At 65.9% G+C, this 13349-nt stretch carries 13 protein-coding genes; 9 read left to right on the forward strand and 4 right to left on the reverse strand.

Features of this window, described 5'->3' with window-relative positions; genetic code table 11:
* Positions 1–15 precede the first annotated feature (15 nt).
* On the forward strand, positions 16–1011 hold the full coding sequence (locus tag ACSU1G_RS12205; protein WP_439280222.1) for a LacI family DNA-binding transcriptional regulator: 996 nt from the start codon (positions 16–18) through the stop codon (positions 1009–1011).
* A gap of 20 nt (positions 1012–1031) precedes the next feature.
* On the opposite strand, the gene ACSU1G_RS12210 is transcribed toward ACSU1G_RS12205, so the two are convergent.
* Together ACSU1G_RS12210 and ACSU1G_RS12215 are read right to left on the reverse strand one after the other, a co-directional pair.
* A complete protein-coding gene (locus tag ACSU1G_RS12210; protein WP_439280223.1) occupies positions 1032–1883 on the reverse strand; it encodes a VOC family protein in 852 nt (283 codons plus the stop codon).
* A gap of 38 nt (positions 1884–1921) precedes the next feature.
* Positions 1922–2560: a GntR family transcriptional regulator gene (locus tag ACSU1G_RS12215; protein ID WP_439280224.1), complete on the reverse strand. Its 639-nt coding sequence runs from the start codon at positions 2558–2560 to the stop codon at positions 1922–1924.
* A 128-nt stretch (positions 2561–2688) separates the two neighbouring features.
* Here ACSU1G_RS12215 and ACSU1G_RS12220 point away from each other — a divergent pair, with 128 nt between their 5' ends.
* The 4 genes from ACSU1G_RS12220 to ACSU1G_RS12235 are packed head-to-tail and all read left to right on the forward strand — an operon-like array spanning position 2689 to position 8021.
* A complete protein-coding gene (locus ACSU1G_RS12220; protein ID WP_439280225.1) occupies positions 2689–3948 on the forward strand; it encodes an NRAMP family divalent metal transporter in 1260 nt (419 codons plus the stop codon).
* A gap of 4 nt (positions 3949–3952) precedes the next feature.
* Positions 3953–4711, forward strand: coding sequence for a LamB/YcsF family protein (locus tag ACSU1G_RS12225; protein WP_439280226.1), 759 nt, complete (start codon positions 3953–3955; stop codon positions 4709–4711).
* Positions 4711–6312: a carboxyltransferase domain-containing protein gene (locus tag ACSU1G_RS12230; RefSeq protein WP_439280227.1), complete on the forward strand. Its 1602-nt coding sequence runs from the start codon at positions 4711–4713 to the stop codon at positions 6310–6312. Before ACSU1G_RS12225 ends, ACSU1G_RS12230 begins: the two co-directional genes overlap by 1 nt.
* Entirely contained in the window at positions 6309–8021 is a 1713-nt protein-coding gene (locus ACSU1G_RS12235) for an acetyl/propionyl/methylcrotonyl-CoA carboxylase subunit alpha (RefSeq protein ID WP_439280228.1), read from the forward strand. Before ACSU1G_RS12230 ends, ACSU1G_RS12235 begins: the two co-directional genes overlap by 4 nt.
* A 79-nt stretch (positions 8022–8100) precedes the next feature.
* On the opposite strand, the gene ACSU1G_RS12240 is transcribed toward ACSU1G_RS12235, so the two are convergent.
* The gene (locus tag ACSU1G_RS12240; protein WP_439280229.1) at positions 8101–9441 is read right to left on the reverse strand and encodes a uracil-xanthine permease family protein; all 1341 of its coding nucleotides are present in this window, start codon (positions 9439–9441) and stop codon (positions 8101–8103) included.
* A gap of 163 nt (positions 9442–9604) precedes the next feature.
* Between ACSU1G_RS12240 and ACSU1G_RS12245 the strand changes: the two genes are divergently transcribed.
* A complete protein-coding gene (locus tag ACSU1G_RS12245) occupies positions 9605–9868 on the forward strand; it encodes a type II toxin-antitoxin system VapB family antitoxin (RefSeq protein ID WP_439280230.1) in 264 nt (87 codons plus the stop codon).
* Entirely contained in the window at positions 9865–10254 is a 390-nt protein-coding gene (locus tag ACSU1G_RS12250; protein ID WP_439280231.1) for a type II toxin-antitoxin system VapC family toxin, read from the forward strand. The genes ACSU1G_RS12245 and ACSU1G_RS12250 overlap by 4 nt, the downstream gene beginning before the upstream one ends.
* Here ACSU1G_RS12250 and ACSU1G_RS12255 read toward each other — a convergent pair whose 3' ends face one another.
* A complete protein-coding gene (locus tag ACSU1G_RS12255; RefSeq protein WP_439280232.1) occupies positions 10255–11115 on the reverse strand; it encodes a phosphoribosylaminoimidazolesuccinocarboxamide synthase in 861 nt (286 codons plus the stop codon).
* A gap of 79 nt (positions 11116–11194) precedes the next feature.
* Between ACSU1G_RS12255 and ACSU1G_RS12260 the strand changes: the two genes are divergently transcribed.
* Both ACSU1G_RS12260 and ACSU1G_RS12265 read left to right on the forward strand, forming a co-directional pair.
* Positions 11195–12703: a DHA2 family efflux MFS transporter permease subunit gene (locus tag ACSU1G_RS12260; protein ID WP_439280451.1), complete on the forward strand. Its 1509-nt coding sequence runs from the start codon at positions 11195–11197 to the stop codon at positions 12701–12703.
* A 56-nt stretch (positions 12704–12759) separates the two neighbouring features.
* Positions 12760–13290, forward strand: a complete 531-nt coding sequence (locus ACSU1G_RS12265; protein ID WP_439280233.1) for a GNAT family N-acetyltransferase — start codon at positions 12760–12762, stop codon at positions 13288–13290.
* Positions 13291–13349: the final 59 nt, after the last annotated feature.

Here is a 13349-nt window from a genome sequence, read left to right on the forward strand (position 1 = left end):
GAGAAAGGGAGAGCTGTGCCGCCACGCGCGACCATCGAAGAGGTGGCGGTTGCCGCCGGAGTGTCACGATCGACGGTGTCACGTGTCGTCAACGGCTCGACAGCGGTGAGCCCTGAGGCGCTCGAAGCCGTGCGGACGGCGATCGCGACGCTCAACTATGTGCCCAATCGGGCGGCCCGTTCGCTCGCCTCCCGGCAGACGCATGCGATCGCGCTGATTGTTCCGGAAGACACGACGCGCTTCTTCGGCGAGCCCTTCTTCGCGTCGATCGTTGCGGGTATCACCAGTGCTCTCGGCGGATCCGACTACCTGTTGAATTTACTCATCGCCAGTGACGACCCCGGCGCGAAGATGGCCAGTTTCGTGCGCAATGGGGGCGTTGATGGTGCGCTGATCGTCTCGCACCACACCAGCGATGCATTCATCGAGCAGATCGCGGATGCTGTGCCGGTGGTGTTCGGCGGCCGCTCGGCGCATCCTCGCCCCAGCGATTACGTCGTCGATGTCGACAACGTCGCGGCGGCGCGCGCAGCCACCCAGCACCTCATCGACATCGGGAGAAAGCGCGTCGCGACGATCTCCGGTTCATTGACGATGATCGCTTCGCTCGATCGCGTGCAGGGCTTTCGCGATGTGCTCTCGGAAGCGGGGCTCACACCGTTCGCCGAAGCCGAGGGCGACTTCAGTGAGGAGAGCGGCGGCGAGGCCGTCAGGCGCATCCTCGAAGTGGGGGTGCCGGATGCGATCTTCATCGCCAGCGACCTCATGGCGCGCGGTGCGCTGACCGTGCTGCGCGCCAAGGGGATCCGCGTGCCGGAGGACATCGCCATTGTGGGCTTCGATGATTCAGCGGTCGCGCTCAGCAGCGTTCCCCAGCTGACCACGGTGCGCCAGCCGATGTACGCGATGGGCGAGACGATGGCAGCAGTGCTGATGTCGCGCCTGAACGGCGGAGAGCCGCCGCAGACCACGATTCTGCCGACCGAGTTGGTGGTGCGCGCTTCGGCGTGAGGCCCGTCGTTCGTCCGAGATCAGGCCAGCTGCGCCTTCAGCGTGTTGTGCCAAGGGTCGAGGAAACTCAGCGACTGCCCATCGTCCTGCACCTGGGTGCCGAAGTGTGTGAGCCGTTCGTTCAGCTCGCCGAGTGCATCCGCGTTCGGCAAGGCGAGATCCACCTGACCGAGGCCGAGCGCCGGCATCCGCGGGCCTGCACCACGCGAGTTCCAGACGTTCATCGCCATGTGATGGTGATACCCGCCCGCGCTCACGAACAGCGCCTGGTTGCCGAGGGATGCGGTGGCGTCGAAGCCGAGACGGTCCACATAGAATTCGCGGGCGGTGGCGACGTCGCCGACCGAGAGGTGCACGTGTCCGATCTGCGCGGGGTCCGAGTCGGTGGGCGTCTCCTCGGTGAAATGCTCCTTCAGGAACGTGTTCGGGTCGAGGTAGAGGGTGGCCATCTCAACTTCGCCGTGCGTCCATGACCACTCCGAGCGGTCGCGGTCCCAGTACAGCTCGATGCCGTTGCCTTCGGGGTCGGTGAGATAGAACGCCTGGCTGACCAGGTGGTCGGCGCTGCCGGTGAAGGTCTGCGGCGCGCGCTGAGCGACCGAGAGGAGAGCGGATGCGAGCGCTGCCTGCGATTCGAACACGATGGCTGTGTGGAACAGACCTGCGGAGCCGGTCGCCGCGTGGGCGAGTGTCGGCTCGTGCTGGAGGATCACGATCGGCGTCCCCGCGCGGCCGAGCACTACCGAGTCGCGCGCGGCGCTCTGCACCTGGAGCGTGATGACGTCGCGGTAGAACGCGGTCATTGCGTCGAGGTCACCGACGAGCAGGGTGACGGCTCCCATTGTGGTTGCCGCGGCAAGTTTTTCGTTCATGTGAGGTGGAACGGTCGGCATCCGTGATCTATTCCCGCCTAGGCGTGGCCCATTCGGGCGAACGCTCCCAGTACGAGGCGCTCGGACTGGATGAGGTATCGCTCCAGCGCATCGGCCGCAGCATCCGGTCCTTCGTCGAGCAGTGCAGCCAGCACCACGCGGTTCTTGCGAACGAACGGCTCGTGCAGCGCGCGCGGATCATCGATCTCGAGGAACACCAGTCGCAGTTCCGCGGCCAGGTTCCGGTAGGTGCGGGCAAGCCGGGGGCTGTCGGCGAGCGCCACGATCGCATCGTGGAAGGCCATGTTCGCGCTGCCCACGCGGCGCCATTCCTCACGGGGCAGGTGGAGTTCGGCTTCAGCGAGGGCATCCTTCATCAGTTGCACCGACGGATGCTCCGGTTCTGACTGGCGAAGTGCCGTGCCCTCGATGATGCGGCGTGCGCGATAGATGTCGATGACGTCAGCGATCGTGGGAGCCGCGACCGAGACGCCGCGATTCGGGATGTGCTCGATGAGCCCTTGCTCTGCCAGTACTCGGAACGCCTCGCGCAGCGTGTTGCGCGACACCTCGAATCGTTCGGCCAATGCCGATTCGGACAGGCGGGAGCCTGGGGCGAAATCACCATCGATGATGCTCTGTCGCAGCACATCGGCTAATACTCCCTGTTGGATCACGCCTTCATATTATGCGCCTGGCGCGGCGCGCGTAGCATGCCGGAAACATAGTTGTAGAACAATCAGCTTGAACTTGTTCTACACTCGGTGTCATCCGACACCCAACAATGACGATGGGAATCCCCTCCATGTCCGAGCAATCTCAGACTGAATCGCAGCTCGCCGCCGTAAAGAAGCGCGTCGGCCGCAGCGCCGTCATCGGCGCGATCTTCCTGATGGCGACATCCGCCATCGGCCCCGGTTTCATCACGCAGACCGCGACCTTCACCGCCCAGATGGGATCCGCGTTCGCATTCGCCATTCTCGTCTCGGTGCTGATCGACATCGCCGTGCAGTTGAACGTCTGGCGGATGATCACGTCGTCCGGTAAGCGCGCCGGCGAGCTCGCGAACGCAGCGATTCCCTACTCTGGGCACCTGATCGCGATCCTCGTCCTGATCGGTGGCCTTGCTTTCAACATCGGAAACATCGCCGGTGGTGGCCTCGGTTTGAACGCACTGCTGGGCATTGACCCGAAGATCGGCGGGATGCTGACCGCTGCGCTGGCAATCATCATCTTCCTGGTCAAGAAGGCCGGCAAAGTGATGGACATCGTGCTGGTCGTCCTGGGTGTCGGCATGATCGTGATGACAGTCATTGTCGCGATCCTTGCGCAGCCTCCGATCGGTGACGCGCTGCGACAGACGATCCTTCCGGACGAGCTGAACTTCGCCACCATCACCACGATCGTGGGTGGCACCGTCGGCGGATACATCACCTACTCGGGTGCGCACCGCTACCTCGATTCCGGCCAGACCGGACCTCAGCACGCCGGCCGTGTCATGCGCGCTGCTGCGAACGGCATCATCATCACCGGCATCATGCGCTACGTGCTGTTCCTGGCGATCCTGGGTGTCGTCGCCTCCGGTGTTGCGCTTGACCTTTCCAGCCAGGCGGCAAACCCCGCCGGCCAAGCTTTCGGGGCTGTGCTGGGAGACGCCGGCCTGCGCATCTTCGGCGCGATCTTCTGGGCCGCAGCCCTCAGCTCGGTCATCGGCGCGGCCTACACATCGGCGACGTTCCTCTCGGCGTTCAACCGCCGACTCGCAGCTGGTTGGCCGCTGCAGCTCGCGACCGTGGCGTTCATCGTCGTCTCGCTGATCGTGTACCTGTCGATCGGAACTGCCCCCGCAGCGATCCTGGTGTTCGTCGGTGGCTTCAACGGGCTCATCCTGCCGATCGGTCTCACCGTGTTCATGTACATCGGCTGGTTCCGACGAGACCTGCTTGGAACACGCAAGTACCCGCTGGTGCTGCTGATCGCAGGTACGCTGGTCACCCTGCTGACCTGGTATATGGGTATCGTCTCGGTCGGCCCCATCTTCGCCTTCCTCGGAATCGGAGCGTGATCCTGTGGTGAGCATCGACTTGAACTCGGACCTCGGCGAGAACGTCCCCAGCCGAATCGTCAGCGATGACGTGAGCATGCTGCGCATCGTCACGAGCGCGAACGTGTCGTGCGGCTTCCATGCCGGGAGCCCCGAAGGCATTCGCGAGACCTTGGATGCAGCCGTGCGGGGCGGCGTCGTGATCGGCGCCCACCCCGGCTACCGCGACTACGAGAACTTCGGTCGCACGAACGTTGAGATCGATTCGGCGACGCTACAGGCGCACGTCGAGTATCAACTCGGCGCGCTCATGGGTCTCGCCTCATCCGTCGGCGGCAAGGTCTCGTATGTGAAGCCGCATGGTGCGCTGTACAACGCCATCGCTCGCGATGAGCGGCAGTCTGCCGATGTGGTCGCGGCTATCAAGGCGATCGATCCGAGCCTCGTGCTGCTCGGCCTCGCCGGCGGTGTCGTGCTGGATGTCGCTTCCCGCGCCGGACTCGCAGTTGCCGCGGAGGCCTTCGCCGACCGGGCGTACCTGCCCGACGGGCAGCTCGTCTCGCGCACCCAGGACGGGGCCGTGCTGCACGATGCCGCCGCGGTCGCCGCGCGCATGGTGCGACTCGCATCCGAAGGCGTCATCCGGGCGATCGACGGCACCGATGTGCGCGTCGATGCGCAGTCGATCTGCGTCCACGGTGACAGCCCCGGATCGATCGAGATGGCCGCAGAGACGAAGCGGATGCTGCAGGACGCCGGCATCACGATCGCCCCGTTCGCCTGATGCGCATCCTTACGGCATCCGATCGCACGCTTCTCGTCGAGGCCGCCGACCTCGACGAGGCGATGCGCCTGAACCTCGCCTGGGATGGTGTGCCCGGCATCGTCGAGCGAATTCCGGGTGCGCGAACGGTGCTCGTACGATTCGATCCGGTGCGGACCTCTGCCGCCGCTCTGGCCGCAGTGCTGGAAGCGACCGAGGTGGATGCCGAGCACACCACGCATGCACGCGAGGTCACGGTTCCAGTGCACTACGACGGGGAGGACCTCGCCGAGGTCGCAGGGCTCCTGGGCGTCTCTGCCGAGGAACTCGTGAACCGGCACCTGGCCGCCGATTGGCAGGTCGCGTTCTCGGGGTTCGCGCCCGGATTCGGCTATGTCGTGAGCGGTGACCCGCTGTTCGATGTGCCGCGGAGGTCGTCGCCGCGCACGCGCGTTCCGGCTGGCTCGGTGGCGCTGGCCGGACAGTTCACCGGGGTGTATCCGCGTGAGAGTCCCGGCGGCTGGCAGTTGATCGGACGCACGGATGCCGTGATGTGGGACATCGACCGAGAGCCGCCGGCGCTGCTCGCGCCGGGTGTCTCGGTGCGGTTCGAGCGGGCTGGGCGAGACGCCATCGTCGGGCAGACCTCGGAAAACAGAGACGACCTGGCGAGTCGTCGGGGTGTCGCTGCTCGCCACGCCGGCGCCACGCCAGGTCGTCTGGGTCTTCCCACGGGAGTCACCGTCGAGATCGTCCGCCCGTCGCTGCAACTGCTGGTGCAGGATGCCGGTCGGCCAGGGCATGCGGCCCTCGGCGTCTCTGCATCCGGAGCCGCCGACCGCACGGCGCTGCGCGATGCGAACCGTGCGGTGGGCAACGACCCCGCCGCCGCGGTGCTCGAGAGCGTCGGCGGTGCGGTGCTGCGCTTCCACGGTGACGGTGTCGCCGCGGTCACGGGTGCCATCGGCACACTCACACTGACGGATGCTGACGGCATCGTCCGCACGATTGGCCACGGTGAGCCCTTCGCCACAGCTGACGGCGACCTCCTCGCCCTTGGTCACCCGAGCCACGGACTTCGCTACGTCATTGGCGTCCGTGGCGGATTCGCCGCGGCATCCGCTCTGGGTAGCCGCGCCAGCGACACCCTTGCCGGACTTGGGCCCGCTGCGCTCGCATCCGGCGATGTCATCGCCATCGGCGATGCCGGCGTGCATACGGTCGCCCCCCGTCCGGTGGCGCGAGAGCTGCCAGCATCCGGCGACCTCGTTGAGCTGACGATCACGCTCGGCCCGCGTGATGACTGGTTCACCGCGGCGGCGCTGGAAGTCCTGACCGGACAGGAATGGCTCGTCACTCCTCGCTCCGATCGGGTCGGCATCCGCCTGCAGGGCGACGTGCCGCTGGAGCGTGCCGAGCAGGGCGAACTGCCCAGCGAGGGCGCGGTGACCGGTGCCATCCAGGTGCCACCCGATGGGCAGCCGGTGCTGTTCCTGCCCGACCATCCGCTCACCGGCGGCTACCCGATCATCGGCGCGCTCACCGACCGCTGTCTGGATACTGCGGCACAACTGCCCCCCGGCGCGCGCATCCGTTTTCGCATTGAAGAAGGTCTGTCATGAAGAAGGTACTGATCGCCAACCGTGGCGAAATCGCGGTGCGCGTGATCCGCGCGTGCGCCGAAGCCGGATACGTCTCGGTCGCCGTGTACGCCGACCAGGATGCCGATGCGATGCACGTCCGTCTCGCCGATGAAGCCGTCGGCCTGGGCGGTGCGACCGCCGCCGAGACGTACCTCTCGATCGAGGCGGTGCTGCGTGCGGCAGTGACGTCCGGGGCGGATGCCGTGCACCCTGGCTACGGGTTCCTGTCCGAGAGCGCGGAGTTTGCTCGTGCAGTCGAGGATGCTGGTCTCACCTGGATCGGTCCGGCACCGGACAGCATCGATGCGCTCGGTGACAAGATGACCGCGCGTCGGATCGCGCAGAGAGTGAACGCGCCGCTCGCCGCTGGCACCGATGAGCCTCTCGCCGGCCCTGCCGACGCCGTGGCTTTTGCTGAACAGCACGGGTTGCCCATCGCGATCAAGGCGGCATTCGGCGGTGGCGGCCGAGGACTCAAGGTCGTGCGCGACCTCGCCGACGTCGCCGAGGCGTTCGACGCTGCAACCCGCGAGGCCGTCGTGGCCTTCGGCCGGGGCGAGTGCTTTGTTGAGCGTTTTCTGGAGAGCCCTCGCCACATCGAGGTGCAGGTACTCGGTGACGGACGCGGTGCGATCACGGTCGTCGGCGACCGCGACTGTTCGATGCAGCGTCGTAATCAGAAGCTGATCGAAGAGGCGCCGGCTCCGGGATTGACGGTCGAGCAGCGCACACAGATCCATGATGCCGCCCGTCGGATCTGTGCGGAGGTCGCGTATCGCAGCGCGGGCACGGTCGAGTTCCTGCTCGCGGCCGACGGGACGATCTCCTTCCTCGAGGTCAACACGCGTCTGCAGGTCGAGCATCCGGTGACCGAGGAGGTCACCGGGGTCGACCTGGTTGCCGAGCAGTTCCGGATTGCCGAGGGTCACGGCCCGTCGTTCACCGAGACCCCGGTGCCTCAGGGGCACGCATTCGAGTTCCGGATCAACGCGGAGGATCCGGGGCGCGGCTTCTTGCCGAGTCCTGGACTCGTCGAATCTCTGCGAATCCCCGGTGGTCCCGGCGTCCGCTGGGACAGCGGAATCGAGGCGGGTGACACCGTCCAGCCTGCGTTCGATTCGATGATTGCGAAGCTGATCGTGCACGCCAGCGACCGGGATGCGGCGCTCGTGCGCGCCCGGCGGGCCCTGCGCGAACTGTCGGTCGAGGGGCCGGCGACGGTGATCCCGTTCGATCGGCTGGCTGTCGATCAGCCCGAGTTCGCAACCGCGACCTTCGCGGTGCACACGCAGTGGATCGAGAGCACGCTGCTTCCTCGTCTGGAGCCGCAGGTGCGCCCGGCCCCGATCGAGGATGCCTCGTTGCAGCGCTTCGCCGTCGAGATCGACGGACGTCGCGTGATGCTGGGCGTGCCCTCGGCCCTGCTGCGCGGATTTGCGGCCGGATCGGTCACAGCGGATGCCGTCGCTACGGTCGATCCTGCCGCGCTGCGGGCATCCGTTCCGGGCAGCCTCGTGCGGTGGCTTGTCGATGACGGCGCGACTGTCGCCGAGGGCGATGCCGTCGCCGTGCTCGACGCGATGAAGATGGAGACTCAGGTCGCCGCGCACCGGGCGGGGACGCTGGTGCACGGTGCCGCGGTCGGCGCGATGGTTGCCGCCGACGCGGAGATCGGCCGCATCGGCTGAGCAGGACGCTCCGCCTGGTGCCGAGGCATCCGCACACGACGAAGGCCGGGCACCTATGGATGCCCGGCCTTCGTGATCACTACTCTGGGTCGCCGCCCAGAGGGCCGACGGCGGGGATCGGGCCGCCGTCATCCGCACCGGTCTTGCGTGCACGGGCGATCGTGTTGCCCAGGTGGTAGACCAGCAGAGCCGCGAACGTGCCGATGACGATGGCGCCGAGCTCGAAGCCCTCCCACTTCATCGCGAAGCCGCCCACCGCGATCACGAACGAGACAGCGACCGTGTACTGGTTCACCGGACGTGAGAAGTCCACGCGGTTGTCGACCCAGATCTTGATGCCGATGACACCGATCAGGCCGTACAGTGCGGTGGTGACACCGCCGAGCACACCAGCGGGAACCGTGTTGAAGATCATCCCGATCTTGGGGGAGAACGCCAGCAGGATCGCAGCAAAGCCGGCGACCCAGTATGCGGCAGTGGAATATACGCGCGTCGCGGCCATCACGCCGATGTTCTCGCCGTAGGTGGTGGTCGCGGATCCACCGAAGCCGCCGGCGAGGGTGGTGGCGAGGCCATCAGCGATGAGCGCGCGACCGGTGTGCTTGTTGATCGAGGGGTCGTTCGCCATGGTGGCGACACCTCGCACGTGTCCGATGTTCTCCGCGATCAGCACGAGCACGATCGGCAAGAACATGGGGACGAACTTCCACGCCTCCGGGTCGGTGACCGCAGCGAGGTGGAATTCGGGCAGGCCCACCCATGCGGCATCCGCGATCGGCTGGAAGTCGACCTTTCCGGTGAACACGCCGACCAGGTACCCGACGATCACGCCAAGGAAGATCGAGATGCGCCCGAGGAAGCCGCGGAACAGCACGCTGAACAGGATGGTCGCCGACAGTGTGATGGTCGCGAGCACCGGGTCGAGGTTGAAGTTGTTCCAGGCGGCAGGGGCGAGGTTGAAGCCGATGAGCGCGACGATGGATCCGGCGACAACGGGCGGCATGAGCTTGTCGATCCAGCCGCTGCCGACGGCCTGAACCAGGAAGCCGATACCAGCGAGCAACAGGCCGACGACGAGCACACCGACGAGTGCCTGGGCGATCTGCTGGCCAGTCTCGAGTGACTGGCCAGCGTTGATCGCGGTGATCGGTGCGAGGAAGGCGAACGACGAGCCCAGGTAGCTGGGGAGCCGGTTGCGCGTGATCACCAGGAACAGCAGGGTGCCGAGTCCAGAGAAGAGCAGAGTCGTCGATACCGGGAAGCCGGTGATGATCGGCACCAGGAAGGTGGCGCCGAACATGGCGACGATGTGCTGTGCGCCGATCGCGAAGGTGGCGGGCCAATTCAGGCGCTCTTCTGGCTTGACGACTTCGCCGGGGGCGACGGTGTGGCCGTCGCCATGAATCTTCCACACGGGCATGCGGGTGCTCCTCAAGTTTCGGGTAGTGGGAGTGCTGGAGCAACACTATCGATTCCTGAGTGTTCCCTGGGATGCTGGCGCGGTTCTGCACTGGGCGCGTCCGTGTCGGATGTCGAGGGTAGAACAGTGGCAACAATGGTAGAAGGGTGCGAAAATGGATGCCATGAGCCTGAACATCAAGAACGAGCGGGTGCATGAGATGGTGCGCCAGCTTGCCGAGCTCACCGGGCAGAGTCAGACGAGCGCGGTTGAGGATGCGGTGCGGCGGAGGCTCGAGGAGATGGGCGGCGCGAAAGAAGCGGAAGTCGCGCGACGGCTAGCAGCAATTCGTGGGGCAGTTGTGGAGTTCAATAAAGATCTGCCGCCCAGACCCACGTATGAGGAGATCATCGAAGACATGTATGACGACATGGGTCTTCCGCGATGATCGTCGATACGTCCGCGTTGATGGCAATCCTGCAGGCGGAGCCGGAGGCCGAGCGCTATAGTCAACTGCTCGCGCGAGAGGACAGCGTCATCTCCGCTGGAACGCTGCTGGAGGCGCGAATTGTTGTGCAGGCCAGGGGTGCTGACAAGATCGCGGCGCTGGAGACCACGATTCGAGGAAGCGACACTCGTGTGGTCGCAGCAGATGAGGAGCAGGCTCGAATCGGATCGGATGCCTACCGTCGCTACGGTCGCGGATCAAAGCACCCCGCCAAGCTCAACTTCGGGGACTGCTTCAGCTACGCGCTTGCGATCGCGCTCGACGAGCCGCTCCTCTTCAAGGGCGACGACTTCATCCACACCGACGTGCGGGTAGCCGCGCCCTGATTACGCGGTCAACCGGGTGATGAGCTCGCGGTAGCGGTCAGCGGTGCGCACGACAATCTCCTCGGGCAGCACGGGCGGGGTGCCCTGCTTGTCCCAGTTCGACGCCAGCCAGTCGCGGACGATCTGCTTGTCGAAGCTCGCCATCCGCTCGGCCGGTGTCGTACCGGACTCCCACGTTGCGGCATCCCAATAGCGGGACGAGTCGCTCGTGAGCACTTCGTCGCCCAACCGCAGGGTGCCGTCGGCATCCGTGCCGAACTCGAACTTGGTGTCGGCGAGGATCAGGCCGTGCTCTTCGGCGATCGCCGCGGCACGAGCGTAGATCGCGATCGATGCGTCACGCAGTTCGGCAGCGCGCTCCGCGCCGACCAGTTCTACGGTCTTCTCGAACGTGATGTTTTCGTCGTGCTCGCCCATCGGCGCCTTGTATGCCGGGGTGAACAGCGGCTCGGGTAGGCGGTCGCCGTTCTCCAGGCCAGCGGGCAACGGGATGCCGCAGACGGTTCCACTCTCGACGTACTCGGCCCAGCCCGACCCGGTGATGTACCCGCGGACGACGCACTCGATCGGCAGCATTTCCAGCGACTGCGCGAGCATCGCACGGTCGGCGACAGCATCCGGCATCTCACCCTCGGCGAGGTGATTCGGGAAGTCGAGCTGCGCGAACCACCACAGGCTGAGCTGAGTCAGCAGTGCACCCTTCTCGGGGATGCCGGGGGAGAGCACGAAGTCGAAGGCGCTGACGCGGTCGCTCGCGACGACGAGGATGCGGGTGTCGTCGGCATCCTCCGAGGCATAGAGGTCGCGGACCTTGCCGGAGTAGAGGTGTCGCCAGCCGGGGATGCTCAGAGGAGTGCTCATCCGCCCATTATCCCGTGTCCGCCCCATTGTTGTGGGCCAGGTGTAGCGTTGCCGCGTGACTCAATCCGCAGCATCCTCCATGGCGTCCTCGGCGGCACCGGAACGTAGCCCGTGGCCAGCGCTGTGGGCGTTGGTCATCGGTTTCTTCATGATCCTCGTCGACACCACGATCGTCTCGGTTGCGAACCCGGCGATCAAAGCAGCGCTCGACCCGGAGTCGAACAACCTCGACCGGGTCGTGTGGGTCACCAGCGCCTACCTGCTCGCGTACGCCGTGCCACTGCTGATCACCGGCCGGCTCGGTGACCGATTCGGTCCCAAGAACATCTACCTCATCGGCCTCGCGGTGTTCACTCTGGCGTCCCTCTGGTGCGGGCTGTCAACGACACTGGACGGACTCATCTGGGCGCGTGCCGCGCAGGGGATCGGCGCAGCGCTGCTGACCCCGCAGACGATGGCGGTCATCACTCGAACCTTCCCGCCGGAGCGGCGAGGCGCGGCGATGGGGCTCTGGGGCGCAGCATCCGGCGTCGCGATGCTCGTCGGCCCGCTGGCCGGCGGATTCCTCGTGGACGGTCTCGGGTGGGAATGGATCTTCTTCATCAACCTGCCGGTCGGCGTCGTCGGATTCATCCTGGCGTGCATTCTCGTGCCGAAGCTTGAGACGCATTCCCACCGCTTCGACATTCCCGGAGTTTTCCTCAGTGCGATCGCGCTGTTCCTCATCGTCTTTGGCCTGCAGGAAGGCGAGGCCCACGACTGGGGCATGATCTGGGGGCCGATTTCGGTCTGGGGTCTGATCGTCGTCGGTGTTGTCGTGCTCGGGCTGTTCCTCTGGTACCAGGTGCGCACCAAGAACGAACCGCTCGTGCCCATGGAGTTGTTCCGCAACCGCAACTTCGCGTGGTCGAACGTCGCGATCGCCACGGTCGGATTCACGGTGACGGCGCAGGCACTGCCGCTGATGTTCTTCCTGCAGACGGCACGTGGGCTCACTCCCACCGAATCCGCGCTGTTGCTGATTCCGATGGCGCTCGCCGCAGGTGTGGTGTCGCCATTCGCCGGTGCGCTGCTCGACCGCATCGACCCGCGGACCATGCTCATTCCAGGACTGCTGCTCGTATCAATTTCGCTGTTCACGTTCGCCATGATGATGAACACCCAGATTCCGATCGGCTGGCTGCTGGTTCCATCAGCGCTTCTCGGCTTCGGCAACGCTGGCATGTGGGGCCCGCTTGCCACCACAGCAACTCGCGACCTGCCGCTGCACCAAGCCGGTGCCGGATCGGGCATCTACAACACCATGCGTACGATCGGTTCGGTGCTGGGCTCCGCCGCGATCGCCGCATTCATGCAGAGCCGACTTGAGGAAAACCTGCCCGGCGTGAAGGATGCGACGGGCGGCTTCGGTGAGGGCCAAATGCCAGATGCGATCGCGGCCTCCTTTGCGGATGCCATGGCGCAGACGATGCTGCTTCCGGCGGCGTTCATTCTGCTCGGCGTCGCGGCGGTGCTGTTCCTGCGTCGCCCGAAGCACCTGACTCGCACCGCATCAGAGGATCTGGTGGACGAGCCGGTGGTCGAATAACCGATCCGTTCGCGCGTCCGTTTGCGCTCGGGGTTCTGATCTGGTGTCCTGTTGCGATGACGATTGAGCTCACCCGCCCCACGACCGACCTCTTCGACTCCTGGGCGGCGGCCGTCGCCGAGTTCGACGGCGCGCACATCGACGGCTCGGGTCTCAGCGCGCCGGTCATCGGTGATCCCGAGACGCTCGACGCGTTCATTGAGAAGGCGCGTCGCGATGCCGACACCAGCATCCCCGCGCCCGAGGGCTGGGTGCACAGCGACCTGTACTGGATGACCGATGCCGGAGAAGTCGTCGGCTTCATCGCGGTGCGGCACGAGCTGAACGACTTCCTGCGCCGGGTCGGTGGCCACATCGGCTATTCCGTGCGACCCACGCGTCGACGTCAGGGAATTGCCCGTGCCGGTCTCGCGCTCGTACTCGAGCGTTCGCGTGAGCTGGGCCTTGACCGCGTGATGCTCACCTGCGACGACGATAACCCCGGGTCATTCCGCACGATCGAGGGAGCCGGCGGCGTGCTCCAAGATACGATCGATGCCACCGAACAGGGCCACCCGCAGCTGCGCCGCTACTGGATCACGCTGTAACGGCGCAGCGCACGTCTCACCGTGGGTTCGCGTGATTGAAGCCTGCTCGCGCTGCTGAG

It is taken from the genome of Microbacterium sp. A93, from assembly GCF_051842835.1.

Excerpts from the sequence above, each read along its gene's own strand:
- ACSU1G_RS12210 (WP_439280223.1), bottom strand. The coding sequence starts at position 1,883 with ATGAACGAAAAACTTGCCGCGGCAACCACAATGGGAGCCGTCACCCTG.
- ACSU1G_RS12220 (WP_439280225.1), top strand. The coding sequence starts at position 2,689 with ATGTCCGAGCAATCTCAGACTGAATCGCAGCTCGCCGCCGTAAAGAAG.
- ACSU1G_RS12230 (WP_439280227.1), top strand. The coding sequence starts at position 4,711 with ATGCGCATCCTTACGGCATCCGATCGCACGCTTCTCGTCGAGGCCGCC.
- ACSU1G_RS12235 (WP_439280228.1), top strand. The coding sequence starts at position 6,309 with ATGAAGAAGGTACTGATCGCCAACCGTGGCGAAATCGCGGTGCGCGTG.
- ACSU1G_RS12240 (WP_439280229.1), bottom strand. The coding sequence starts at position 9,441 with ATGCCCGTGTGGAAGATTCATGGCGACGGCCACACCGTCGCCCCCGGC.
- ACSU1G_RS12245 (WP_439280230.1), top strand. The coding sequence starts at position 9,605 with ATGAGCCTGAACATCAAGAACGAGCGGGTGCATGAGATGGTGCGCCAG.
- ACSU1G_RS12250 (WP_439280231.1), top strand. The coding sequence starts at position 9,865 with ATGATCGTCGATACGTCCGCGTTGATGGCAATCCTGCAGGCGGAGCCG.
- ACSU1G_RS12255 (WP_439280232.1), bottom strand. The coding sequence starts at position 11,115 with ATGAGCACTCCTCTGAGCATCCCCGGCTGGCGACACCTCTACTCCGGC.
- ACSU1G_RS12260 (WP_439280451.1), top strand. The coding sequence starts at position 11,195 with ATGGCGTCCTCGGCGGCACCGGAACGTAGCCCGTGGCCAGCGCTGTGG.
- ACSU1G_RS12265 (WP_439280233.1), top strand. The coding sequence starts at position 12,760 with ATGACGATTGAGCTCACCCGCCCCACGACCGACCTCTTCGACTCCTGG.